The sequence below is a fragment of the Agrobacterium tumefaciens genome, assembly GCA_025560025.1.
In the GTDB taxonomy this organism is placed as follows: Bacteria; Pseudomonadota; Alphaproteobacteria; order Rhizobiales; family Rhizobiaceae; genus Agrobacterium.
This window is the reverse complement of the sequence record CP048486.1, coordinates 56,898-81,843: the sequence shown is the minus strand read 5'-3', so window position 1 is coordinate 81,843 and position 24,946 is coordinate 56,898. Positions and strand designations below refer to the sequence as shown.

Genomic DNA, 24,946 nt, shown 5'->3' with positions numbered 1-24,946 from the left:
GCGCATGCTTAACCCCCGGGAACGTATCGAACGGCAGATGGCCGACCCATGGCTCGTTCGCCTGCACCGCAAGCTGAGCGCGCTGAAATCCACGGTCACCCTCATGCATACCGGTGCGCATCCGGACGACGAGCAGAACGGACTTCTTGCCTATTTCCGCATGGAACTGGGCATGCGGATCATCATTGCCTGCTCGACGCGCGGAGAAGGCGGGCAGAACGCATTGGGGCAGGAACGGCTGGGCGCCCTCGGTGTCATCCGTTCGCGCGAGCTGGAGGAGGCCGCCCGCGTCATCGATGCGGATGTAAGCTGGCTCGGCCATGGCCCGGCGGATATCATCCACGACTTCGGTTTTTCCAAGGATGGCGACCAGACTTTCGGTCGATGGGGGCAGCAACGCATTGTGGAGCGGCTGGTGCGCGCCTATCGCAAGGAGCGGCCTGATATCGTCATCCCGACATTTCTCGATGTGCCGGGACAACACGGGCATCACCGTGCCATGACGCGCGCGGCAAGAAGCGCAATCGCGATGGCTGCCGATCAAGCCGCCTATCCCGAACATTTTTCCGAGGGGCTGAAACCGTGGAAGGTGGCCAAATTCTACCTTCCCGCATGGTCGGGCGGCGGCGACACCTATGATGACGAGGTGCCTCCACCCGAGACGACGCTGACGATCAACGCGGCGGGCAACGAAGCGGCCACCGGTGCGCAATATGACCGTATCGGTGAATGGTCGCGTTATTATCACGCGTCACAGGGAATGGGGCACTGGCCGAAACGGGCGCAGGAAGTCTGGCCGCTGCATCTCGAACTGTCCAGCGTTGCGGGTGGCGCGGAAAGCTCGATCCTCGACAGGCTGCCGTCTTCGCTTACCGATCTCGCGGCTTTTCCGGGGCTTAAGGACGAACTGGCAAAAGCTCTGGTCGAGGCCGAACAGGCGATCACTGACGCAATCGCAGCCTTTCCCGAAACGCAACGGATCACGGCGTCCCTTCTAAGGGCGGCAGCTCTTCTGCAAAAGGTAGACGAGGCCGCAGCCCGGGAGTTTCAGGAATTGCATGGCCATCGGATCGCGCGCAAACGTGCGCAGGTCGATGCTGCCATCCTGACGGCGCTCGATCTTTTCGAGCGCGCCTATGCGGAACCCGCCGAAATCGTGGCGGGCGGTGCATCGTCGCTTCATGTGGAGCTGACAGACCGGGCGGCCAAATTCGGCGTCGAGGTCAAGCCCATTCTTCCCGCAGGCGTTTCCTCATCGGTTCAATCGCTTGGCCAGACGACGGTATTCTCGCTCGCTGCCGCTCCCGATGCGGCTGTTTCCGGCCTTTACCAGCCAGACTGGAAGGCCGCCGGCGGCAATGGCCATGCTTATGTGCGCGTGACGGCCAAGGTGGATGGCAGAGAGGTTTCGGCGCCCTTCGATCTCGAGGAGCCGTTTTTCGTCACTCCCGCCCAGTCTCTCACGCTTTCGCCGGATGCATTTCTCGTTCCGCTTGGACAGGACCAAAATAGCCTGATGTTGCAAGCCCATGTGAAAGGTGCAGATAGCCCTATTACTTTCCAGGGCGCTGGCGGCTGGAACGTGCGCAGGTCTGAAAGCGGCTGGATTGCGGAACGCACCGGCGCGGGCGAGGCGGGGCTTGCACAGATCGAACCAATTTCCGGTTCGCAACCGGCTTTCCAGATCACGCCCATCGCCTATCCGCATATTGGCCGGGCACGGTTTCTGGCGCCTTCCGCCCTGAAGATCCTGTCGCTGGACCTCAAGCTGCCGCAAAATGCGCGCGTCGGTTATGTTGGCGGCGGTGCCGACCGGGTCGGCTCATGGCTTTCACGCATGGGTCTCGATGTCACCGAACTGGATGCCGAGGCGCTTGGCCGCGACCTGTCGTCCTTCACGACAATCGTTGTCGGCATCTTCGCCTTCGGCATCCGCAGGGATCTGGCCGCAGCAACGGAGAAACTTCACCGTTTCGTCGAAGAGGGCGGTCATCTTGTGACGCTTTACCACCGGCCGACCGATGGGTGGAACCCGGAAACGACACCGGTCAGGCGGCTTGAAATCGGCAAACCGTCCCTGCGCTGGCGGGTAACCGATCCCAGGGCGGAGGTGACGGTTCTGGTGCCCGATCATCCGCTGCTTGTCGGCCCCAACGTGATCGATGCCGGCGACTGGGCCGGTTGGGACAAGGAACGCGGGCTTTATTTCGCATCGCGCTGGGACGGTATCTACGAGCCATTGCTCGCCATGCATGATGTCGATGAACAGCCGCTCAAGGGCGCTCTCGTCTCGGGCGTCATCGGCAAGGGCCGGCACACCCATACCAGCCTCGTCCTTCACCACCAGATGGACAAGCTGGTGCCGGGGGCGTTCCGCCTCATGGCAAACCTCGTGCAACCCGCGTGAATGGCCACGACCACAGTGAAAAACAGGAGAACCCGCGCGAGAACGATCCCCGCGCGGGCATAGGCTGGCTGCTTATGGATATGGCCCTCGTGTCAGGGGGGATGACCGCACTCGTCAAGGCACAGGGCGTTACCTATCCGGCCTTCCAGCTTGTCTTCATCCGGGCGATGATCGGCCTGATCTTCATCCTGCCGCTTATCTGGCGGCACAGGATGGAAATGGTGCGTGTCAAATATCCCTGGCGCAATCTTTTCCGTATCTGCTGCAACGCCATTGCGCTCACCAGCAACTTCATCGCCATCACCCTGCTGCCGCTTGCAACCGTCAATGCCATCGGTTTTTCGCGCCCCCTGGTGACGATGGCCATGGCCGTTGCCTTTCTTGGTGAGCGGGTGAGCCGATATCGCTGGGCCGGGGCCTGCCTTGCATTTGTCGGCGTTCTCGTCGTTATCGGGCCGGGTGGTACGGCTTTCAATGCGGGCGTGCTTGTCGTCCTCGTCTCGGTGGTGTTCGGGGCGCTGGCGGTGATCCAGACACGGGCGCTGCGGCAGGAGAATACCACTGTCATGATGGTGTTCTATACCGTGGGATTGGCCGTCATCACTGCCTTTCCCGCAATCTGGACCTGGAAGCCGGTTGCGCCGTTCGACTGGGCTCCGCTGCTGGCCATCGGATTGCTGGCGCAGCTCGGTCAATATTGCTTCCTGCGGGCCTATCGCATTGCCGATGCCAGTGTCCTGGCGCCGGTCGGCTACCTGTCGATCCTGTTCGTGACGGCTGTCGGCTATTTCCTGTTCGATGAGGTGCCCGAAGTCCGTGTGGTGCTGGGTATCGCCATCATTCTCGTGTCGCTGCAGTCAACCGTCCTTGCGGAGTTTCTCCTGAAGAGGTTGCGTCGCAAATCGTGACGGATGCCTCTTCACCTTTGCTGCGCGAGCACCCGCAGCCTGACCCAGTTCAATGCCGCAAGCTTTAGGCGATCGTAAATTGAACGTGCGAAACGCACATATCGCATGATCCAGGCGAGCCAGACATAGGTGAGAAGCTTTTCCCGACCGGCGTGATAAATCCGTTCAACGATCAGGAAGGTGGCGAGATGGGCGAAGATCGTCAGAACCACCCCCGTTTTGACGGTGCCATGGGCAATAAGGATCAGGCCGATGACCTTCATGGGTTCGGCAATGGCGAAGGGCACCGCAAGGGCGAGAAGAATGGCCAGACGCGGCAACTGCCCGATCCTGTTTTCCAGCCGTTTGATGACTGTCAGGCCGGAGATGGCCCTGATGACGGGCCGGTAGAGCGGGCGGAAAATGCCATCCAGAATCAGGGCGAAAATGATGAGCGCCCGAATCGGAAAGATAAGCATCATCCGGATTCTGTCTTTCACCTCAGTCGATCTCCCAAATGCGCGTAGTGTCATCCATCCTAATCTCCTGAAACGTGGCAAAACCAAGTTGTTTTTCAGGATCCGTCCTGCCGAACGCTCGCATACATGCCGGTGGTGCGGAATTCGCTCGGATTGGTGCCATAAAGCCTGCGGAAGACCTTTGAGAAATAGTTCGGGTCCTCAAAACCGCACAGCACCGACACTTCCTTGATGGGAATATTGGCTGCGGTGGTCAGCAGCTTGGCTGCCCGCCGCAATCGCCGCTGCAGCACGAATTCCGCCGGCGGCAGGCCTTCGCTTGCCGTGAAGATGCGGGAAAAATGCGCACGGCTGAGGCCGGCCACGGCCGCAAGGTCGCTGACGGAAAGCCGCTCGCCGAGATGGCTGTCGATGTAGCTCAGCACCTGCTGCAGGGTGCGATATTCGCCGCCGAAGGAGGGATGCGAGCCGAAGACATCGTCATAAAGTGTCATCGCCGCCTCATAGGCGACGGCGGAGGCGGCCCCCGGCGTTTCCGCGCCATTTACGAGTCGCGAGCAGCAATAAGCGAGATGATCGACGGTTTCCGGCTGAAGCCTGAGGATGGGACCGGTGACAGAAAGGATGTTGCGGTGGATGCGCAAGGCCTCCTCGCCATTCATGGAAATCCAGAAGAACTCCCATTCCTTGCCGTCTTCCAGCCAATAGCGATGATTGTGGGGGATGAGCAGCAGCAGGGTTTCACCTGGCTTCACCACATAATGCCGGTTTTCGTAGCGCAGATTGCCCTGTCCGCCGATGCAATATTGCAGCACGGTGAACGGCGTCTGGCCGCGCCGCCGCCCGTCCCAATCATAGTTGCCGCCACGGCGGATTTCATAGCCGCTGCTGGTGGGCATGGTGTGCAGGGTCTGGCGTCCGCGCGGCAGCGAGACGGTTCGCATGCCGGGTCCCTGATCGATCAAATCACGCAGCACAAAATTACCCATGAAAGCATAATCCTTCTCTGGTCCTGTCCCTTATTATACGCATAATCCCGATCCGAGGAGACAGCCAGCGGGATATTGCTGCTGAAAAATTGGGAGTAAGGCCGGTTTTCCGGGATTCTTACGGGTATTTTTCTGTGGTGCCATATTTACGATCCTTCGGCCCGTTTCACCCGTTCGATTTGCAACAGAGGTGGCGTTATGAGTTTCAAAATCGCTATTATTGGCGCAGGCAGCGTCGGTTTCACGAAAAAACTGTTCACCGATCTCCTGTGCGTGCCGGAATTTCGCGATATTGAAGTCGCGCTGACGGATATCAGCCAGCACAATCTCGATATGATCAGGGCGATCCTCGAAAAGATCGTCGAGGCCAATGGTTTCCCGGTGAAGGTGACGGCCGATACCAATCGCCGCCGGGCGCTCGAGGGCGCGAAATACATCATCAGCTGCGTGCGGGTCGGCGGTCTCGAAGCTTATGCCGATGATATTCGTATTCCGCTGAAATACGGCATCGACCAGTGCGTGGGCGATACGATCTGCGCCGGCGGCATTCTCTACGGTCAGCGCAACATTCCGGTCATTCTGGATTTCTGCAAGGATATCTGCGAGGTTGCCGCACCCGGTGCGAAATTCCTGAACTATGCCAATCCCATGGCCATGAATACATGGGCGGCCATCGAATATGGCAAGGTGGATACGGTCGGTCTCTGCCACGGCGTGCAGCACGGCGCCGAACAGATCGCCGAAATTCTCGGTGCAAAAAGCGTATCCGAGCTGGATTACATCTGCTCCGGCATCAACCACCAGACATGGTTCATCGATCTGAGGCTCAACGGCCGCAAGATCGGCAAGGACGAGCTGGTCGCCGCCTTCGAGGCGCATCCGGTCTTCTCGCAGCAGGAGAAGCTGCGCATCGACGTGCTGAAGCGGTTCGATGTCTATTCGACAGAAAGCAATGGCCATCTCTCCGAATATCTGCCGTGGTATCGCAAGCGGCCGGAAGAGATTGCCCGCTGGATCGACATGTCCGACTGGATCCACGGCGAAACCGGCGGTTATCTCCGCCACTCCACCGAAACGCGCAACTGGTTCGAAACCGAGTTTCCGCAGTTCCTCGCCTCGGCCGCAAAGCCCATCGATCCGGCGAAGCGCTCCAACGAACATGCAAGCCATATTCTGGAAGCGCTGGAGACAGGGCGTGTCTATCGCGGTCATTTCAACGTCAAGAACAACGGCGTCATCACCAATCTGCCAGCCGACGCCATTATCGAGTCGCCCGGCTTCGTCGACCGTTTCGGCATCAACATGGTGTCCGGCATCACACTGCCGGAAGCCTGCGCTGCCACCTGCATGGCCTCCATAAATGTGCAGCGTATGTCTGTCCATGCGGCGGTGAGCGGCGATATCGATCTGCTGAAGCTTGCCGTGCTGCACGATCCGCTGGTCGGCGCCGTCGCCACGCCGGAGGAGGTCTGGCAGATGGTGGATGAGATGGTCGTCGCGCAGGCCCGCTGGCTGCCGCAATATGCGGATGCAGTACCGGCGGCGAAGGAGCGGCTTGCCAAATCCAGCGTCAAGACCCGCGACTGGGCCGGTGCCGCCCGCCGCAATGTGCGCTCCATCGAAGAACTGCGGGCCGAAAAGTCGGCGCTGAAAAAGGCTGTTTGAAGGAAAAGGCATGGGAACAGGCCGGGCGGCGGAAGGGAGTTCGCCGCCACGGCCAGAACGATCACAGAGGGTGGGCGGTCGAAGAGCTGCCATTTGGGAGGAATGACGATGTTACTTCAACGCAAGATCGGTATCATCTCGGCACTGGGTCTCGGTGTTTCGATGATCGCACTCAATGCGAATGCCTTCGAGACCGCCACGCCGCCGGAGCCGCCGCAATTTCCGGCCGAAGGCAAGATCAATTACGTGGCGCGCGACTCGATCCTCGAATTCAAGACGCTGCCAAGCTACAGCGAGCCTGACTGGGTCAGCGAGAAATTCGAAAAGACCGGCAAGCTGCCGCCCTTGAAAGAGCGCCTGCCGGAAGAACCGCTGGTCTACAAGACCGGCAATATGCCCGATGGTATGGGCGTTTACGGCGATACGATGCGCCATGTGGTGGGCGGCAGGCCTGAGGGCTGGAACTATATTGCCGGCCAGAGCCAGGGCTGGGGCGGCATCGATATCGCCCTTTCCGAATGCCTGACGCGCACCGCACCGCTCTTCCAGGTGGACGCCAAGGACACCGAACCGCTACCCAATCTGGCCAAAAGCTGGGAATGGTCCGAGGATGGCCACAAGCTGACGATGCATCTCGTCAAGGGCGCCAAATGGTCGGATGGCGAGCCCTTCAACGCCGATGACGTGATGTTCTACTGGGAAGATGCGGTCGTCGATCCCAATGTTTCACCGCTTGGCGGCGGCGCATCGCCCGAGGCTTTCGGTGAGGGAACGACGCTCACGAAGGTTGATGATTATACGGTGGAGTGGACCTTCAAGAGCGCCTTTCCCAAGCAATATCTCTACACCATGGCCTATCCGAGCTTCTGCCCAGGGCCGTCGCATATCCTGAAACCGCAGCATCCGAAATATTCCAAGAACACCTACAATCAGTTCAAGAACGCTTTCCCGCCGGAATATATGAACATGCCGGTCATGGGGGCATGGGTGCCGGTCGCTTATCGGCCTGATGACATCATCGTGCTACGGCGCAATCCCTATTACTGGAAGGTCGATGAGAAGGGCCAGCAACTGCCTTATCTCAACGAGGTCCATTACAAGCTTTCCACCTGGGCTGACCGTGATGTGCAGGCCGTGGCGGGATCGGGCGATTTCTCCAACCTCGAACAGCCGGAAAATTTCGTTGCCTCGCTCAAACGCGCCGCCGACCCCAATGCGCCGGCCCGCCTTGCCTTCGGGCCGCGCCTCATCGGCTATAATCTGCAGATGAATTTCTCCGGCAATGGCTGGGGCAATCCGGATGAGCGCGGGCAGGCCATTCGCGAGCTGAACCGCAACGAGGTGTTCCGTCAGGCCGTCACATCGGCCATCGACCGCAAGGCAGTCGGCGACTCGCTGGTGAAAGGGCCGTTCACGGCGATCTATCCGGGCGGCATTTCGTCTGGCACCAGCTTCTATGACCGCGCCTCCACGGTCTATTACCCCTTCAACCTCGAAGCCGCCAAGGCCGCACTGGCCTCGATTGGCCTGAAGGACACGGATGGCGATGGTTTCCTGAATTTCCCGAAGGAAACACTTGGCGGTCGCAATGTCGAAATTACCCTTCTCGTCAATAACGGTTACGCGACGGACAAGAGCCTCGCGGAAGGTCTGGTTGGCCAGATGGCGAAACTCGGCCTTCGCGTCGTCATCAACAGCCTCGATTCCAACCAGCGCGATGCCGCCCATTATGGCGGGCAGTTCGACTGGCTGGTGCGGCGCAATTCCACCGAGCTTTCATCCGTGGTGCAGAATACCGAGCAGCTTGCCCCTGTCGGCCCGCGCACCAGCTGGAACCATCGCTCGCCCGAAGGCAAGGAGCTGGATCTGATGCCGTTCGAGAAGGAGATGGCCGACATCGTGCGCAAATTCATCTCCTCGCAGGACAATGCCGAGCGGGCGGAACTGATGAAGCAATATCAGAAGGTCTATACGCAGAACCTCTACACGATCGGTCTCACCGAATATCCCGGCGCGCTGATCGTCAACAAGCGGTTCTCCAACGTACCGCAGGGCACGCCGATCTTCATGTTCAACTGGGCTGAAGACTCTATCATTCGCGAACGCCTTTGGGTCGCGGCGGATAAGCAGGGCAAATACGAACTCTTCCCGCAGCAGCTTCCCGGCAAGCCGGGTGAGGGCGGGCCTATCAACTAAAGCATTTCCGGTAAAACTGGACCCCGGTTTCCCGTCCGGAAATGCGAATACCTTGAAGTACTCCTCCCGGAGAACACCCGGTACCGGTCGCGCGTGAAGCGCGGCCGGAGGCACCCGGCGGACCGTTATCCATCACGGCCCGCCCAAACGGAGGAAAACCGTTCGATGCTGAGATTCCTGACGATACGCATAGGCTCCGCCATTCCGGTGCTGTTGATCCTGAGCGTGGTAACCTTCGCCATCATTCAGGCGCCGCCCGGCGATTATGCCGATTACATCCGCTCGCAGCTGATGAACCAGGGCGGTGCGTCCTTCGAACAGGCGGAAGCGCAGGCGCAGGCCTACCGCATCGAACACGGCCTCGATAAGCCGCTCGTCATTCAATATTTCAACTGGATCGGCGGCATCGTCACCCGCGGCGATTTCGGCTACAGCTTCTATTACAACAAGCCGGTCGCCGATGTGGTTGGCGAACGCCTGCCGCGCACCATTGCGCTGGCGCTGGTCTGCCACATCTTTGCATCCGTTCTCGGCATCGCCTTCGGCATCTGGGCGGCTACACGGCAATATTCCTGGGTCGACAATCTTCTGTCGACCATCGCCTTCCTCGGCATGACGATCCCGCGCTTCCTGATGGCGTTGATCCTCGTCTATCTCATGGTGTTTCATTTCGACGTGTCTGAGATCGGCAGTTTCTTCTCGCCGCAATATGGCGGTGCGCCGTGGTCGTGGGGCAAATTCGTCGATCTCGTCAGCCATGTCTGGCCGGTGGTCGCCATCGCCGTCTTCGGTGGGCTGGCCTATAATATGCGGGTGATGCGCGGCAATCTGCTCGATACGCTGAATGCGCAATATGTCGAGACGGCACGCGCCAAGGGGCTTTCGGAAGGCGCCGTCATCATGCGCCATGCGGTGCCGAATGCCATGCACCCGCTCATCATGTATCAGGGCGTCGTGCTGCCCTACATGCTGAGTGGCGAAATCGAGACGGCCATCATCTTCGCGCTGCCGACCGTTGGTCCCGCCATCGTCGGCTCCATGGCAGTGGGCGATGTCTATGTCACCGCAACCTTCATGATGGTGCTGGCCGCCACGCTCATCATCGGCAACATCATCGCCGATATGCTTCTGGCCATGCTCGACCCGCGCGTGCGCGAATTCGGGAGGGCCTGAGATGATGGCGTTTGACGAGATGAAGAACGAAACCGCCGTTGCAGCAAAACCCGACCGCTCCGCCCGTGGCAATGAGAGCTATCTCGCGCTTGTCTGGCGGCGTCTGCGGCGCTCGTTCACCGGCATGATCGGGCTGGTGCTGGTAGTGCTGCTGATCCTCATTGCCATCTTCGCGGATTTTTTTGCGCCGATGAACCCGCTCGAAACCCATGGCAGCTTTTCGCCGCCGCAGGTGGTGCGCTTCAGCGACAAGGACGGCAATGTCAGCCTATTGCCACGGGTCTATGCCATCGCCGAGACCGAAGAGCTCGATCCGATCACCTTCCAGCCCATTGTCGGGCCGGACTATGACAATCCGGTTTATCTCGGCTTTTTCGTCAAGGGCGCAGAATACAAGCTTTTGGGTCTCCTCCCGATGAGCCGGCATTTCTTCGGCTCGACGGATGGCCAGCCGGTGCATTTTCTCGGAACCGATAAATTCGGACGCGACGTGCTGTCGCGCGCCATCTATGGCTCGCGCATCTCGCTTGCCATCGCGCTCAGCGTCGTCGCCATCGTCACCGTCATCGGCACCAGTGTCGGGCTGATATCAGGATATTTCGGCGGGCCTCTGGATGCCTGGATACAGCGTTTCGTGGAAGTGGTGCTCGCTTTCCCGCAATTGCCGCTTTATCTCGCGCTGACCTCACTCATTCCTGTCACCGCGCCGACGACCGTTTTCCTCGTCTTCGTCGTCGGTGTCATGTCGGCGCTCGGCTGGGCGCAGATGTCGCGTGAGGTACGCGGCAAGACGCTGGCGCTGGCGCGTATCGATTATGTGCGGGCGGCGATTGCCGTCGGGGCCACGGACCGGCGCATTATCTTCCAGCACATCCTGCCAAATGTGATGAGCCATGTGATCGTCGCCGTGACACTGCATATTCCGAGCGTCGTGCTGCTCGAATCCTTCCTCGGTTTCCTTGGCTTTGCGGTCAAGCCGCCGCTCATCTCCTGGGGGCTGATGCTGCAGGATACGGCGACCTATTCCGTCATCGGTTCCTATCCCTGGATTCTCGCACCTGTTGGTTTCGTGCTGGTCACAGTCTTCGCCTTCAACGCGCTCGGCGATGGCCTGCGCGATGCCGTCGATCCCTATTGAGAGGAGCGTAACATGGTTGCTGCTGCACAGAACAACACTTACGCGCCCGCCATCCGCTTCGATGCCGATGACCGAAACGACGACGCCATCATCGATGCGCGCAACATCGCCGTGACCTTCAAGGTGGAGCACGGCACGGTGGAGGCGGTGAAGGATATTTCCTTCCAGCTTTACCGGGGCGAGACGATTGCCATCGTTGGCGAATCCGGTTCGGGAAAATCCGTCACGGCCCGCACCATCATGGGGCTTTTGACGAAGCGGGCGTCCGTTTCGAAATCCGCGACCGTGCGTTTCAACGGCGACGACATTCTGAAATTTTCCAGCCGCCAGCGGCGGGCGCTGCGCGGCAACCGCATCTCGATGATCTTTCAGGAGCCGATGAGTTCGCTGAACCCGATTTATACGATCGGCAGCCAGATCGTCGAAGCGATCCGCGTTCATTCGAAACTGAGCCGGAAAGAGGCCCAGGTGAGGGCGCTCGATCTTCTGCGGCAGGTGCAGATACCCGAACCGGAAGCGCGGCTGAAGCAATATCCGCACCAGCTGTCCGGCGGCCAGCGGCAGCGTGTGATGATCGCCATGGCGCTCTCCAACGATCCGGATGTGCTGATCGCCGATGAGCCAACCACTGCGCTCGACGTCACCGTCCAGGCGCAGATCCTCAACCTCATCCGCGACCTTCAGAAGAAGCGCGGTATGGCCGTGGTTCTCATCACCCATGATCTGACGATCGTGAAGCAGTTTTCCGATTACGTTTATGTCATGCAGCATGGCGAAATGCGTGAGCACAACACTACGGAAAAGCTCTTCGAAGCGCCGCAGCACCCCTATACGAAAAAGCTGCTTGCCTCCGAACCGCATGGCACGGCAAAGCCGCTGCCGGTAGATTCCGGCGTGCTGCTGACGGCGAATGGCGTGCGGGTCTCTTTCATGATGCGTTACGGCGGCCTGTTCAAACCGGAACTGAAGGAACTGATCGCCGTCGACAGTCTGGGCCTCACCCTCAACAGGCACGAGACGCTTGGGCTCGTTGGTGAATCCGGTTCCGGCAAGACGACATTCGGCCAATCCCTGCTGCGGCTGAACGAGCCGGTGGCCGGGGAGGTGATCTTTGACGGGGAGAGGGTCGATGGCCGCTCCCGCGCGCAAATGCGGCCCCTGCGTTCACGTATGCAGATCGTCTTTCAGGATCCTTTCGCCTCGCTCAATCCACGCATGACCATCGGCCAGATCATCGAGGAAGGGCTTGTCATCAACGGCCTTGGCCGGACCAGGGCCGAAAGGCTGGACCGGGTGCGCGACGCGCTGGAGGCAGCGGGCATGCCCGGCAACATCCTCTCGCGTTTCCCGCACGAGTTTTCCGGCGGCCAGCGCCAGCGCATCGCCATTGCCCGGGCAGTGGTGCTGGAGCCGGAATTCATCCTTCTTGATGAGCCGACCTCGGCGCTCGATCTTTCCGTGCAGGCGCAGATCATCGACCTGCTCCGCAAGCTGCAGGATGAGCGGGGCCTGAGCTACCTGTTCATCTCGCACGACCTGAAAGTGGTCCGCGCGCTCTGCCACCGCGTCATCGTCATGCAGCGCGGCAGGATCGTCGAGCAGGGGCCCGTCGAGGAGGTGCTGACCAATCCGAAAACCGAATATACCCAGCGGCTCGTCCGGGCCGCCTTCGAAATCGCTTGAATGCCAAATGCCGGAGGTAGAAATGGCAAGAGATCCCAAGATCACATTTATCGGCGCAGGTTCCACCGTGTTCATGAAGAACATCATCGGCGACGTGCTGCAGCGTCCGGCCCTTTCGGGCGCCACCATCGCGCTGATGGACATCAACCGTGAAAGGCTGGAAGAAAGCGCCATCGTCGTCAACAAGCTGATTTTGACGCTTGGCGCAAAGGCGAAGGCCGAGACCTATACGGACCAAAAAAAGGCCCTTGCCGGTGCGGATTTCGTCGTCGTGGCCTTCCAGATCGGCGGTTATGAGCCCTGCACAGTCACCGATTTCGAGGTGCCGCGCAAATATGGCCTGCGCCAGACCATTGCCGATACGCTCGGTGTCGGCGGCATCATGCGCGGCCTGCGGACCGTGCCGCATCTGTGGAAGATCTGCGAGGACATGCTGGCCGTCTGCCCCAACGCCATCATGCTGCAATATGTGAACCCCATGGCAATCAACACCTGGGCGATTGCGGAAAAATACCCGACGATCCGGCAGGTCGGCCTTTGCCATTCCGTGCAGGGCACGGCCATGGAGCTCGCCCACGATCTCGATATTCCCTATGAGGAAATCCGCTACCGTTCGGCCGGCATCAACCATATGGCGTTCTTCCTGGAGTTCGAACACCGCCAGCCGGATGGCAGTTACAAGAACCTTTATCCCGACCTCGTGCGCGGCTACCGTGAAGGCCGGGCGCCGAAGCCCGGCTGGAACCCGCGTTGCCCCAACAAGGTGCGTTACGAGATGCTGACGCGGCTCGGTTATTTCGTCACCGAAAGTTCCGAACATTTCGCCGAATATACGCCCTATTTCATCAAGGAAGGGCGCGAGGATTTGATCGAGAAATTCGGTATCCCGCTCGATGAATATCCCAAGCGCTGCATCGAGCAGATCGAGCGCTGGAAGGGGCAGGCGGCAGCCTATCGCTCAGCCGAGAAGATCGAGGTCAAGCAATCGAAGGAATATGCCTCCTCCATCATCAACTCGGTCTGGACCGGCGAACCCTCGGTGATTTACGGCAACCAGCGCAACAATGGCTGCATCACCTCGTTGCCGGCCAATTGTGCGGCGGAAGTGCCGTGCCTTGTCGATCATAACGGCGTGCAGCCCACCTATATCGGCGAGTTGCCGCCGCAGCTCACCGCGCTGATGCGCACCAACATCAATGTGCAGGAACTGACGGTGGGGGCGCTGATGACCGAAAACCGCGAACACATCTTCCACGCGGCGATGATGGACCCGCATACGGCGGCGGAGCTCGACCTCGACCAGATCTGGTCGCTGGTGGACGATCTCCTCGTCGCACACCGCGACTGGTTGCCGGAGTGGACGCAGGTGGAGGTGAAACGGGCGCGGGCGGTGTAACGCGCGATCGCTACAACAATGCGAGGCTGCAGGTTTCATCCTGCGGCCTCTGACTATCTGAGGTGCAGGCCCTCTCCTCCGTCATGCCGGACTTGATCCGGCATCCAGCCACGGCGCGTCTGCGCCGTGAGATAGAGAGTCTCGTGCGATCAAAGACTTGATCGCCTGGACCCCGGATCAAGTCCGGGGTGACGAGTGCGGATGATGCGGCATTGCCAAACGAGGCCACTTCATATGGCTTTGCAATCGCTGCTGCCTGCCATCGTCAACCGGTTTAGGCCCTTGCCCGAAACCTCTCATGCACTTGACTTGTGTCAAAGCCACGAAGCGCACCCTCACTTAAACAGCCGCATGACCCGGCCCATTTCCTCAAACAGAAGAAATGCCGGGTGCGAATTCTGAACGCGATGGTGGCTGGCTTCTTCGGTTTTTACGTATTACGGTTGAAACCTGAAGGGTTCATGGGGAAGACGGATGTCTAAAAAAGGCTTGCTCATTGGTCTGGTGGTTCTGGCTGTTGCCGTTGCCGCCTATTTCTTCTGGTCGAAGCTGACGGGGGAGGGACTTCCCGCCGGGTTCGTGGCCAGTAACGGCCGGATCGAGGCGGTGGAGATCGATATTTCCACGAAAACAGCGGGTCGCCTTCAGGATATCATGGTGCGCGAAGGCGACTTCGTGAAGGCCGGGCAGGTGCTGGCGCAGATGGACACGGCTCAGCTGGAAGCCAAAAAGCGCCAGGCGGAAGCACAGCTTCGCCGCGCAAAAATAGCGATCGATACCGCAAACAGCCTCGTTGCCCAGCGGGAGGCGGAAAAAACATCCGCTCTGGCCGTGGTGGAACAGCGCAAGGCGCAACTCGATTCCGCCTCCAAGACCAATGCACGTTCGAAACAGCTGCTGACGGGTAACGCGGTATCGCAGCAGATCGTCGACGACAGCGAAGCGGCCGAGCTATCCGCCCGCGCCACGCTTGCCTCGGCTGAGGCCTCGCTTGCCGCCTCGGATGCCGCCATCAACGCCGCCAGGGCGCAGATCGTCGACGCGGAAGCGGCGGTTGATGCCGCACAGGCGGATATTGAGAGCATCGAGACTGACATCACCGATGCGACGCTGAAATCGCCGCGCGACGGCCGCGTGCAATATCGCATCGCCCAGCCCGGAGAGGTGCTTTCCGCCGGTGGCCGCGTTCTCAATCTTGTCGATCTCGGCGACGTCTACATGACGTTCTTCCTGCCGACGGCTGAGGCCGGCCGCACATCGATGGGCTCCGACGTGCGCCTCATCCTCGATGCCGCGCCGCAATACACCATTCCGGCCAAGGTTTCCTTCGTGGCCGATGTTGCGCAGTTCACCCCGAAAACGGTCGAGACCGAGGAAGAGCGCCAGAAGCTGACCTTCCGGGTGCGGGCGCAGATCCCGCAGGAACTGCTGCAGAAATACATTCAATATGTCAAAACCGGCCTGCCCGGCATGGCCTATGTCCGGCTTGATCCGCAGGCGGCCTGGCCGGAAAATCTCGAACGTAACCTCGTCAAGTGACGGTGGCCGCCATGGGCACACCCTCCGCGATGAACAGTGAAAACGACAGGAACGCGCCGGTTGCGCGGCTGACAGATGTGCGGCTGGCCTTTGGCAGCACGGTCGCTCTGGCCGACATATCGGTTGAAATTCCGTCCGGGCGGATGATCGGGCTTATCGGGCCGGACGGTGTCGGAAAATCCAGCCTCCTGTCGCTTGTGTCCGGGGCGCGGGCGATACAGAAGGGAAAGGTGGAGGTTCTGGGCGGCGATATGTCCGATCCGCGCCACCGCGAGGATACCTGCCCGCGCATTGCCTATATGCCGCAGGGGCTGGGCAAGAACCTTTATCCCACCCTGTCCGTGTTCGAGAATATCGACTTTTTCGGGCGGCTGTTCGGGCAGGGCGGCAGGGAGCGGCAGGCGCGCATTGCCGAACTGCTGAAAAGTACCGGCCTCGAGCCCTTCGCCGATCGTCCGGCAATGAAGCTTTCGGGCGGTATGAAGCAGAAGCTCGGGCTCTGCTGCGCGCTGATCCACGATCCGGACCTGCTCATTCTCGATGAGCCGACCACGGGTGTCGATCCGCTGTCGCGCCGGCAGTTCTGGGAACTGATCGATTCGATCCGGGCCGGGCGTCCGGGCATGAGCGTCATCGTCGCCACCGCCTATATGGAGGAAGCCGCCGGTTTCGACTGGCTGGTTGCCATGGATGGCGGAAAAATTCTGGCAACGGGATCCCCTGCCGAACTTCTGGAGCGCACCTCGGCTGCCAATCTCGATGCGGCCTTCATCGCGCTTCTTCCGGAAGAAAAGCGCAAGGGTTACCATGAGGTGCATATCGCGCCGCGCAAGGTGAGCGATGATGGCGACTATGCCATCGAGGCCTCGCATCTGAGCATGCGCTTCGGTGACTTTACTGCCGTCGACAATGTCAGCTTCAAGATTCCGCGCGGCGAGATTTTCGGCTTTCTCGGCTCGAACGGCTGCGGAAAATCCACTACCATGAAGATGCTGACCGGGCTTCTGGCCGCGAGCGAAGGCGAGGCGAAGCTCTTCGGGCACAAGGTGGATGCCAGCGACATGGCCATCCGTCACCGCGTCGGTTACATGAGCCAGGCATTTTCGCTTTATTCCGAACTGACCGTGCGCCAGAACCTCGATCTTCACGCGCGGCTGTTCAAGCTGCCGGAAGAGAAAATTCAGCCGCGCATCGCCGAGATGGCGCAGCGTTTCGATCTCGGCGCGGTCATGGAGACCCTGCCGGACGATCTGCCTCTTGGCATCCGGCAGAGACTGTCGCTGGCGGTGGCGATGATCCATTCGCCTGACATTCTTATCCTCGACGAGCCGACGTCCGGTGTCGATCCGGTGGCGCGGGACGGGTTCTGGCAGATCCTCGTCGATCTCTCACGCAACGATAATGTCACGATTTTCATCTCCACCCATTTCATGAACGAGGCGGAGCGCTGTGACCGGATTTCGCTGATGCATGCCGGCAAGGTGCTGATCAGCGATACGCCGGACGCGATTACCAAGAGCCGGAATGCGGCAACGCTGGAAGAGGCTTTCGTCGCCTATCTCGAAGATGCGTCCGGCGTGAAAAAGGCGGAACCTGCGGACGCGCCGGTCGCGGCAGCGGCCGTGCCTGTGACGCCACATGCAGCGCCCGCCCGCAAACGGTTTTTCGATGTCAGGCGCATGTTCAGCTATACGCGCCGCGAGGCGCTGGAACTGCAGCGAGACCCCATTCGCGGCACGCTGGCGGTGCTTGGCAGCGTCATCCTGATGTTCGTGATCGGTTACGGCATCAATCTGGATGTCGAGGATCTGACCTTTGCGGTGCTGGACCGTGACGATTCCACCATCAGCCGCGATTATGTGCTGGATATAGCCGGTTCCCGTTATTTCATCGAAAAGGAACCGATCCGCGACTATGCCGATATGGACCGGCGCATGCGCGATGGCGAACTGAGCCTCGCCATTGAAATTCCCCCCGGTTTCGGTCGGGATGTGCTGCGCGGCAAGACGGTGGAGGTGGGCGCCTGGATCGATGGCGCCATGCCGCAGCGGGCCGAGACGGTGCGCGGTTACGTGCAGGGCATGCACCAGACATGGCTGGCGAGGAAGGCGGCCGAGATTTATGGCAGCGCGGCGACGCAGAACAGCTTCAGCATCGAAACGCGCTATCGATACAACCCTGATGTCAAAAGCCTTGTCGCCATGGTGCCGGCGGTCATTCCGCTGCTGCTCATGCTCATTCCGGCCATGCTGGCGGCGCTCAGCGTCGTCCGCGAAAAAGAGCTCGGCTCCATTGTCAATCTTTACGTAACGCCAACCACCCGGCTGGAATTCCTGATCGGCAAGCAGCTGCCTTATGTCGCCCTCGGCATGCTTAATTTCCTGCTTCTGACGGCATTCGCCATCTTCATCTTCCGGGTGCCGTTTACGGGAAGTTATCTTGCTTACGCAACGGGAGCCTTGCTCTTCGTCATCATCGCCACCTCGATTGGCCTCGTCATGTCGTCCTTCATGAAGAGCCAGATTGCCGCGATCTTCGGTACGGCCCTGCTGACGCTCATTCCGGCGACGCAATATTCGGGCATGATTGATCCCGTCTCGTCGCTGCAGGGCGCAGGTGCCTTCATCGGTAATATCTACCCCGCAACTTATTTCATGACGATTTCACGCGGGACCTTTTCGAAGGGGCTGGATTTCGCCGGCCTTTCCGGCTCTTTCCTGCCGCTGATCATTGCCATTCCACTGCTTCTCGTCGCCGGTGCCGCTCTCTTGAGGAAACAGGCGTCATGAGGTTGTTTTCGTCCAACATCTTCCAGCTCGGCATCAAGGAACTGCGCGGCCTTGCGCGTGACGGCATGTTGCTGCTGCTGATCGTCTACGCCTTCACGCTGCAGATCTATACCGGCTCCAGCGCGCTGCCGGAGACGCTCAACAATGCCGCCATTGCGATTGTCGATGAGGATCAGTCACCGCTTTCGGGCCGCATCAGCACGGCGTTCTATCCGCCCTATTTTGCGCCGCCAAAGCAGATTTCCATTGCTGAAATGGACAAGCGCATGGATGCGGGGCTCGATACTTTCGCGCTCAACATTCCGCCGGATTTCCAGCGCCGCCTCATGGCGGGGCAGCAGCCGGCCATTCAGCTCAACATCGACGCCACCCGCATGAGCCAGGCTTTCAGCGGCGGTGGATATGTCCAGACCATCGTGACCAGCGAAATCCAGGAATATATGAACCGCTATCGTGGTGCGACCTCGGTGCCGGTGGATCTGACGCTGCGCTCCCGTTTCAATCCGGAACTGGACAAGTCGTGGTTCGGATCGATCAATAACATCATCACCGCCATCACCATGCTGTCCATCGTGCTGACGGGGGCGGCGCTCATTCGCGAGCGTGAGCATGGCACGGTCGAGCATCTGCTGGTGATGCCGGTGACGCCGCTGGAGATAATGCTGAGCAAGGTCTGGTCCATGGGCCTCGTGGTGCTGGTGGCCTCGGCATTTTCGCTGTTCGTCGTCGTCAGGGGGCTGCTCGCCATTCCGATTGAAGGCTCGCTCTCGCTTTTCCTGCTTGGGACCGCCCTGCAACTCTTTGCCATGACCTCGATGGGCATATTTCTTGCGACGGTTGCCGGTTCCATGCCGCAGTTCGGCATGCTGCTGATCCTGTTTCTATTGCCGTTGCAGGTGCTCTCCGGCGCCATGACGCCGCGTGAGAGCATGCCTGACATCATCCAGTATCTCATGCTTCTCGCACCCAACACCCATTTCGTCATTCTGGCGCAATCGGTGCTTTTCCGCGGGGCCGGGTTGGATGTCGTCTGGCCGCAATTGCTGGCGCTTTTGGCCATCGGCAGCGCGCTTTTCGTTTTTGCGCTTCGCCGTTTCAGGCGATTCCTGCGCTGAACCCGGGAAAATGCCTGTTTTTCGGCCAATTCGCCCGTGTTGAATTTATTGTGTTCGGTAACGGTATGTTCGCCTTCGGGGAATATGCCTATGAGGACGGCTGGGTAAAGCGGGCTTTGTTCAGGAGTAGCAGAATGAATATTGCAGCACGTCTGTCGCTGGCGGCCATGATAGCACTGGCCGCGACATCATCTTTCGCGTCGGAGGATATGACTTCGGAGACGAGCGAAGCGATATTCGGCTTTGCCGGCGCCATGACGAAGGAGGACATGCTGAAAAGCGCTGCTCTCATTCCGGTGGAATATGAGAGGAACGCCATTATTGGTGGCGGTTACCAGTTTTATCCCTACAGCATCGGCAATGTGAAGCTGGGTGGCGAAATCGGCATTGCCGCGAGATTTGGCAAGGGCTTCACCGGTGAGGTCTGGGCGGGGCCGGTTGCGCGCTACGAGCAGATCAAGCTCGGAGAACGGCTGTTCGTCACGCCAAGCTTCACGGCGGGCCTGAGCCTCGTGAACGATGCGCAGCGAGGCCGTGAGCGCGAACAGGAAATCAAGGATGATGGCAACGCCAATGTCCTGTTTTATCTGGGGCCTGAAATCAACGTTTCCTTCAGCGAGGATTCCTCGACGGAATTCTTCTGGCGTCTTCACCACCGTTCCGGCGGCGGCAAGACGCTGGGCAATATGAAGGGCGCAACAAACGCCAACGTCTTCGGCGTCCGCTACAAGTTCTGAATCCTTCCAGTAACGCCGTGCCCCTTTTGGAACCATTGCGTGCAGCGCATGGGTGTCCTGCCTTATTCTGCCTGTTCATTGGGCGAGAGAAAGCGCATATAGGGGGCATCAAAGGACGCCGGAACGAAAATGTTACTGACGTCACCTAAACCTCAGAAAGGGTAATGTCATGAACGTAGCACGCAGCTTCAACAATTGGCGTAAATATCGTCAGACCATCAACGAACTGGGCCGCATGAGCACTCGTGAACTGCACGATCTCGGTATTGATCGCAGCCAGATCACCAGCGTCGCCCGCGCCGCAGTTGGCAAGTAATCAAGGCGAAAATGCCGCTTTTGAATGCCCAAACGCCCGCTTAGCGGGCGTTTTTGTTTTTTGGACTCTGCTGCTGCGATATCGCCGTGGTTGATCCGTTGATCGTTGCCTGCAACGGGAGGCGCTGTATTCAGGGACGGCGACTGGTGCCATTGCAGCGATATCGCGGCGGTCTTGGCGCAATAGTCGCCGGTAGTTCTGTCACCAATATTGGTTATGCGCCAAACGCATATCTGTGCTGCAACCTTGTGCCTGCAAAACGCGCAGGAAAATGTTATCTTCCAATCATCGAAACGGATGTACCTCCTCCCACATCCTTTCGGTATTGCGGGTAATCCACTCCTCCTCCCAAGGATTGCCCCGGGGACAGCGGTTTTCCTCCTCCCATATCGCTGTTCATTTTTTCAAAAAGCCTGCCGCACCTCCTCCCGCGGCAGGCTTTTTTGTTTCTGGCGTTTCACTTCATTGTAAGGGAATAGCTCAGTCGAAGGCCATCATGCCGATGGGCGTGACGGCGCGGGTGCCTGCCAGCTTGGCAAGCGCATAGGCAAGGCATTGTTCAACGGCATCCTGAGGCACGGGTTTGGCGATCACGCCGGCACCGATGCCGAGATTGACCACCACTTCCGGGTTCGCCGTCATGAAAATCACCACGACGCCGTGATCCTGCGAAAGCCGCCTTCCGATTTCGGGGCCGGTCTGGCCATCGGCAAGGTTGACGTCGACAAAGGCGATATCGGCCCGGCTGCCGAGCATGACCGCGTCCTCCAGCCGGTTGGCGATGCCGATGACATTTGCTTCTTCCTGGGCCTGGAGTATGGAATCTTCGATATCCATGGCGATGAGAAACTCGTCTTCCACGATCAGCACGCGCGGCTGTTGCGTGCGGAAACCCGGTTCGCTCTGCAAGACGTCTGCCAACATATGCCTGCCTCCATTCTGTGCGCTTTGGCGCTGCTGGCAGGCAAACACCTGTCGGGGCAACTCGTTCCAAAGTGAGATAAACATGGTGAATGGAGTGTAAACGGCATGGCTTTTCAGCTATCACCTCTGAATAGCGAAGCAGTTGATTCGGTTTGGTTTTCATCCGGGGAAAGGGTGGGGGAACGTCGCCGTAGCGTATTTTTCGCCCCTGGAGTACAGGCCTTTTTGCCGCATATGGCCAAGAGGCTTATTGCAAATTCAAGGCGTTACAGCCTCCTTCCCGCGTGAGGAAGGACGTGCTGGAGCCTAGCCGATCATTCGCGTGCCGCGCTTAAAAACGGCGCGGGACCCTATGAGTTCAGAAAGAGAATAAGACGATGACCCAGTCTCCGCGCGCCACCATTGCCCGCAACACGCCCAATATTGCCGTTATCGGCGTTGGCGGCGGTGGCGGAAACGCGATCAACAACATGATTGCCGAGGGCATCGGCGGCGTCGATTTCATCGCGGCCAATACGGACGCGCAGGCGCTGAAGAAAACCAACGCGCCGAGGCTTGTGCAGCTGAGCTCCGAGCTGACGGGCGGGCTGGGGGCGGGTGCCGATCCTGAAGTCGGCCGGCAGGCGGCGATCGATTCGCTCGACGAGATCATGGATCACCTGAGCGGTTACGACATGTGCTTCATCACCGCCGGCATGGGCGGCGGCACCGGCACGGGGGCGGCTCCCGTCATCGCCGAAGCCTGCCGTGCGAAGAACATTCTGACCGTCGGCGTCGTCACCCTGCCGTTCAGCTTCGAAGGCGCGCGCCGCATGCGGGCTGCCGAATATGGTTTCGCCAATCTGCTGAACACGGCCGATACCGTCATCGTCATTCCCAACCAGAACCTTCTGCGTATTGCGGATGCCGGCACCACCTTCGAAAATGCGCTGAAGACGGCGGACAAGGTTTTGTCGCTCGGTGTGCGTTGCGTCACCGATCTCATCCTGCGCGAAGGTCTGGTCAATCTCGATTTCGCCGATGTGCGTTATGTCATGAAGAATGGCGGGCGTGCGCTGATGGGCACCGCCCAGGCCAAGGGCGAGAAGCGCGCCTCGGAAGCCGCCGCCGCTGCCATTGCCAATCCGCTGCTCGGGGAGCCTTCTCTCAAGGAAGCACGCGGTGCGCTTGTCTCCATCTCCGGCGGCAACGACCTGACGCTTTACGAGATCGACGAGGCGATGACGCTGGTGCGCGAGGCGGTGAGCGAGGAGACCGATGTGGTGATGGGTGCTTCCTTCGATCCGACGCTGGACGGCGCCTTCAAGATTTCCGTCGTGGCCACCGGCCTGCGCAATTGATGCTGGCTTGAGGCGGGACATTGCTGGGCCTTTCTTCTCCCCGCCGGGGAGAAGGTGGCCCGAAGGGCCGGATGAGGGGGCACCCTCTCCGAATATCTCTGCCCTTGCCCCTCATCCCGCTGCCGCGGACTTCTCCCCCTCGGGGAGAAGAGACAAGCGGCTTACTCTTCGCTTCCTGGGGAAATCGTCCTTCTTTAGTCGGTGATGCCGTATAAACAGCGTCCACGCCACAAACTGAACGATCAAAAGCCGTCGCGGGCAATTTTCGCGACGGCTTTTTGTTGTTTTTGAACAATTATTCCGCCATTCGAAGCGCAGGCGCTGCAACGCGGCGTTGATAACGAAAAAATATAATAGTACTCTTTATGTCGACAAGAGGGATTTGATGATGACGGATATAATTGCTTCTGCCGAGCGCAAGCGCGGCTCCGGCGTGAAGATGGTCTACGATCTGCTGCGCGACGAGATTCTCGATCTGGTCCTGCCGCCCGGTAGCCCCATTGACGAGGTGCAGCTTGCCGAACGGTTCAAGATGTCGCGCACGCCGATCCGCGAGGCGCTGGTGCGGCTGTCGGGCGAGGGGCTGATCGATACGCTGCCGAACCGCTCGACCATGGTGTCGAACATCGATTTCCTCAACATGCATACTTATTTCGATGCGCTGGTGCTGATGTACCGGGTCACGACCCAGCTCGCCGCGCAATATCACCGCCCGGAAGATCTGGCGGAAATCCGTGCGCATCAGGCCGAATTTGCGGCTGCGGTGGAAGCGCAGGATGCGCTGGCAATGATTTCCACCAATGCCGCCCTGCATCTTTCGATCGCCGAAGCCGGGCGCAACCCCTATTTCACCAGCCTGTTCAAGCGCCTGCTGGATGAGGGACGGCGCATCCTCAGGCTTTATTACCAATCCTATGACGATCGCCTGCCGAAGCGTTTTGTCGACGATCATGATGAGATGATCGCGGCGATTGCCGCACGCGATACTGTTCTTTCCGAGAAACTGGCCCGCGAGCACGCCGAGCAGATCGTACGGCAGGTGCAGAAACTGCTGGTGCGAAACGAGCGTCTGGAAATAAATCTGTAGCTTGTCGATTTCTTGTCGACAAATAAAATACAAGATTGTAATGTCCTTGTCGAAAGGGTGGCGCGGAGGTGCGTCCATTCCCGAAAAACTGTCCCTTAGGAGCTAGTAATGACGGCCAGCATTTTTTCCGGCGTGATTCCCGCCTTGATGACCCCCTGCAAGGATGATCGCACCCCTGATTTCGATGCGCTTGTTCGCAAGGGCAAGGAACTGATCGCCGATGGCATGTCCGCCGTCGTTTATTGCGGTTCCATGGGCGACTGGCCGCTCCTGACGGACGAGCAGCGTATGGAAGGCGTGGAGCGCCTGGTGAAGGCCGGCATTCCGGTCATCGTCGGCACCGGCGCCGTCAACACGGCATCCGCCGTTGCCCATGCCGCCCATGCCCAGAAGGTTGGCGCCAAGGGCCTGATGGTCATTCCGCGCGTCCTGTCGCGCGGTTCGGTCATCTCCGCCCAGAAGGCGCATTTCAAGGCCATCCTCGCGGCGGCACCTGAAACGCCTGCTGTCATCTACAACAGCCCCTATTACGGTTTCGCCACCCGCGCCGATCTCTTCTTCGCGCTGCGCGCCGAGCACAAGAACCTCGTCGGCTTCAAGGAATTCGGCGGCCCGGCCGATATGCGTTACGCCGCTGAAAACATCACCAGCCGTGACGATGAGGTTACCCTGATGATCGGCGTCGATACCGCTGTCGTCCACGGCTTCGTCAATTGCGGCGCGACCGGCGCCATCACCGGCATCGGCAATGTTCTGCCGAAGGAAGTCATTCATCTCTGCAAGCTGTCGCAGGCCGCCGCCAAGGGCGATGCCGATGCCCGTGCCCGCGCACTGGAGCTGGAACAGGCGCTCGCCGTCCTCTCCTCCTTCGATGAAGGCCCGGATCTGGTTCTTTATTTCAAGCACATGATGGTGCTGAAGGGCGACAAGGAGTACACGCTGCACTTCAACGAGACCGACGCCCTGACGGACAGCCAGCGCGGTTATGTCGAGGCGCAGTTCAAGCTGTTCAACAGCTGGTACGCAGACTGGAGCAAGCTTCCGGGCGCTGTGCAGACCTGCAAGGCTGCCTGATATCTCTCCTCC

The 24,946-nt window shown here is 59.6% G+C and carries 19 protein-coding genes; 16 read left to right on the top strand and 3 right to left on the bottom strand.

Translation table 11 applies throughout. The annotated features are described in order from the left end of the window. The first annotated feature begins 4 nt into the window (after window positions 1–4). Both FY152_14400 and FY152_14395 read left to right on the top strand, forming a co-directional pair. Window positions 5–2,407: a PIG-L family deacetylase gene (locus FY152_14400; GenBank protein ID UXS33365.1), complete on the top strand. Its 2,403-nt coding sequence runs from the start codon at window positions 5–7 to the stop codon at window positions 2,405–2,407. Beyond that, window positions 2,404–3,315 (top strand): DMT family transporter, encoded by a 912-nt coding sequence (locus tag FY152_14395; GenBank protein ID UXS33364.1) that lies wholly within the window; start codon window positions 2,404–2,406, stop codon window positions 3,313–3,315. The genes FY152_14400 and FY152_14395 overlap by 4 nt, the downstream gene beginning before the upstream one ends. A gap of 11 nt (window positions 3,316–3,326) precedes the next feature. On the opposite strand, the gene FY152_14390 is transcribed toward FY152_14395, so the two are convergent. Both FY152_14390 and FY152_14385 read right to left on the bottom strand, forming a co-directional pair. Continuing rightward, window positions 3,327–3,794 (bottom strand): hypothetical protein, encoded by a 468-nt coding sequence (locus FY152_14390; protein UXS33363.1) that lies wholly within the window; start codon window positions 3,792–3,794, stop codon window positions 3,327–3,329. A 74-nt stretch (window positions 3,795–3,868) separates the two neighbouring features. Then, window positions 3,869–4,762, bottom strand: coding sequence for an AraC family transcriptional regulator (locus tag FY152_14385; protein ID UXS33362.1), 894 nt, complete (start codon window positions 4,760–4,762; stop codon window positions 3,869–3,871). A 198-nt stretch (window positions 4,763–4,960) separates the two neighbouring features. On the opposite strand from FY152_14385, the gene FY152_14380 reads away from it, so the two are divergent. The 11 genes from FY152_14380 to FY152_14330 all read left to right on the top strand — a co-directional run bounded on the left by FY152_14380 (window position 4,961) and on the right by FY152_14330 (window position 20,509). Next, on the top strand, window positions 4,961–6,427 hold the full coding sequence (locus FY152_14380; protein UXS33361.1) for an alpha-glucosidase/alpha-galactosidase: 1,467 nt from the start codon (window positions 4,961–4,963) through the stop codon (window positions 6,425–6,427). Between the two features lie 108 nt (window positions 6,428–6,535). Then, window positions 6,536–8,623, top strand: coding sequence for an ABC transporter substrate-binding protein (locus tag FY152_14375; protein UXS33360.1), 2,088 nt, complete (start codon window positions 6,536–6,538; stop codon window positions 8,621–8,623). Between the two features lie 165 nt (window positions 8,624–8,788). Further along, a complete protein-coding gene (locus FY152_14370) occupies window positions 8,789–9,796 on the top strand; it encodes an ABC transporter permease (GenBank protein ID UXS33359.1) in 1,008 nt (335 codons plus the stop codon). A 1-nt stretch (window position 9,797) separates the two neighbouring features. Beyond that, a complete protein-coding gene (locus tag FY152_14365) occupies window positions 9,798–10,934 on the top strand; it encodes an ABC transporter permease (GenBank protein ID UXS33358.1) in 1,137 nt (378 codons plus the stop codon). Window positions 10,935–10,946: 12 nt separating this feature from the next. Then, complete coding sequence (locus FY152_14360; protein UXS33357.1) at window positions 10,947–12,617, top strand: ABC transporter ATP-binding protein; 1,671 nt, start codon at window positions 10,947–10,949, stop codon at window positions 12,615–12,617. A gap of 22 nt (window positions 12,618–12,639) precedes the next feature. Beyond that, on the top strand, window positions 12,640–14,013 hold the full coding sequence (locus FY152_14355; protein ID UXS33356.1) for an alpha-glucosidase/alpha-galactosidase: 1,374 nt from the start codon (window positions 12,640–12,642) through the stop codon (window positions 14,011–14,013). 474 nt (window positions 14,014–14,487) lie between these two features. After that, window positions 14,488–15,552, top strand: a complete 1,065-nt coding sequence (locus FY152_14350) for an HlyD family efflux transporter periplasmic adaptor subunit (GenBank protein UXS33355.1) — start codon at window positions 14,488–14,490, stop codon at window positions 15,550–15,552. A gap of 11 nt (window positions 15,553–15,563) precedes the next feature. Further along, window positions 15,564–18,341 (top strand): ribosome-associated ATPase/putative transporter RbbA, encoded by a 2,778-nt coding sequence (locus FY152_14345; protein UXS33354.1) that lies wholly within the window; start codon window positions 15,564–15,566, stop codon window positions 18,339–18,341. Further along, window positions 18,338–19,456, top strand: coding sequence for an ABC transporter permease (locus FY152_14340; GenBank protein UXS33353.1), 1,119 nt, complete (start codon window positions 18,338–18,340; stop codon window positions 19,454–19,456). The genes FY152_14345 and FY152_14340 overlap by 4 nt, the downstream gene beginning before the upstream one ends. Before the next feature lie 134 nt (window positions 19,457–19,590). Then, window positions 19,591–20,193, top strand: coding sequence for a hypothetical protein (locus FY152_14335; protein ID UXS33352.1), 603 nt, complete (start codon window positions 19,591–19,593; stop codon window positions 20,191–20,193). A gap of 169 nt (window positions 20,194–20,362) precedes the next feature. Next, window positions 20,363–20,509, top strand: a complete 147-nt coding sequence (locus FY152_14330) for a DUF1127 domain-containing protein (protein ID UXS33351.1) — start codon at window positions 20,363–20,365, stop codon at window positions 20,507–20,509. A 480-nt stretch (window positions 20,510–20,989) separates the two neighbouring features. Here FY152_14330 and FY152_14325 read toward each other — a convergent pair whose 3' ends face one another. After that, window positions 20,990–21,433 carry a response regulator gene (locus FY152_14325; protein ID UXS33350.1) on the bottom strand — a complete coding sequence of 148 codons (444 nt, stop codon included), beginning with the start codon at window positions 21,431–21,433 and terminating at the stop codon, window positions 20,990–20,992. 377 nt (window positions 21,434–21,810) lie between these two features. On the opposite strand from FY152_14325, the gene ftsZ reads away from it, so the two are divergent. The 3 genes from ftsZ to FY152_14310 all read left to right on the top strand — a co-directional run bounded on the left by ftsZ (window position 21,811) and on the right by FY152_14310 (window position 24,934). Then, window positions 21,811–22,773, top strand: a complete 963-nt coding sequence (gene ftsZ / locus FY152_14320) for a cell division protein FtsZ (protein ID UXS33349.1) — start codon at window positions 21,811–21,813, stop codon at window positions 22,771–22,773. Window positions 22,774–23,161: 388 nt separating this feature from the next. Next, a complete protein-coding gene (locus FY152_14315; GenBank protein ID UXS33348.1) occupies window positions 23,162–23,860 on the top strand; it encodes a GntR family transcriptional regulator in 699 nt (232 codons plus the stop codon). Window positions 23,861–23,968: 108 nt separating this feature from the next. Further along, a complete protein-coding gene (locus FY152_14310; protein UXS33347.1) occupies window positions 23,969–24,934 on the top strand; it encodes a dihydrodipicolinate synthase family protein in 966 nt (321 codons plus the stop codon). Window positions 24,935–24,946 lie beyond the last annotated feature (12 nt).

Excerpts from the sequence above, each read along its gene's own strand:
- ftsZ (UXS33349.1), top strand. The coding sequence starts at position 21,811 with ATGACCCAGTCTCCGCGCGCCACCATTGCCCGCAACACGCCCAATATT.
- FY152_14360 (UXS33357.1), top strand. The coding sequence starts at position 10,947 with ATGGTTGCTGCTGCACAGAACAACACTTACGCGCCCGCCATCCGCTTC.
- FY152_14375 (UXS33360.1), top strand. The coding sequence starts at position 6,536 with ATGTTACTTCAACGCAAGATCGGTATCATCTCGGCACTGGGTCTCGGT.
- FY152_14350 (UXS33355.1), top strand. The coding sequence starts at position 14,488 with ATGTCTAAAAAAGGCTTGCTCATTGGTCTGGTGGTTCTGGCTGTTGCC.
- FY152_14330 (UXS33351.1), top strand. The coding sequence starts at position 20,363 with ATGAACGTAGCACGCAGCTTCAACAATTGGCGTAAATATCGTCAGACC.
- FY152_14345 (UXS33354.1), top strand. The coding sequence starts at position 15,564 with ATGGGCACACCCTCCGCGATGAACAGTGAAAACGACAGGAACGCGCCG.
- FY152_14355 (UXS33356.1), top strand. The coding sequence starts at position 12,640 with ATGGCAAGAGATCCCAAGATCACATTTATCGGCGCAGGTTCCACCGTG.
- FY152_14370 (UXS33359.1), top strand. The coding sequence starts at position 8,789 with ATGCTGAGATTCCTGACGATACGCATAGGCTCCGCCATTCCGGTGCTG.
- FY152_14380 (UXS33361.1), top strand. The coding sequence starts at position 4,961 with ATGAGTTTCAAAATCGCTATTATTGGCGCAGGCAGCGTCGGTTTCACG.
- FY152_14310 (UXS33347.1), top strand. The coding sequence starts at position 23,969 with ATGACGGCCAGCATTTTTTCCGGCGTGATTCCCGCCTTGATGACCCCC.
- FY152_14365 (UXS33358.1), top strand. The coding sequence starts at position 9,798 with ATGATGGCGTTTGACGAGATGAAGAACGAAACCGCCGTTGCAGCAAAA.
- FY152_14385 (UXS33362.1), bottom strand. The coding sequence starts at position 4,762 with ATGGGTAATTTTGTGCTGCGTGATTTGATCGATCAGGGACCCGGCATG.
- FY152_14340 (UXS33353.1), top strand. The coding sequence starts at position 18,338 with ATGAGGTTGTTTTCGTCCAACATCTTCCAGCTCGGCATCAAGGAACTG.
- FY152_14325 (UXS33350.1), bottom strand. The coding sequence starts at position 21,433 with ATGTTGGCAGACGTCTTGCAGAGCGAACCGGGTTTCCGCACGCAACAG.
- FY152_14315 (UXS33348.1), top strand. The coding sequence starts at position 23,162 with ATGACGGATATAATTGCTTCTGCCGAGCGCAAGCGCGGCTCCGGCGTG.
- FY152_14335 (UXS33352.1), top strand. The coding sequence starts at position 19,591 with ATGAATATTGCAGCACGTCTGTCGCTGGCGGCCATGATAGCACTGGCC.
- FY152_14400 (UXS33365.1), top strand. The coding sequence starts at position 5 with ATGCTTAACCCCCGGGAACGTATCGAACGGCAGATGGCCGACCCATGG.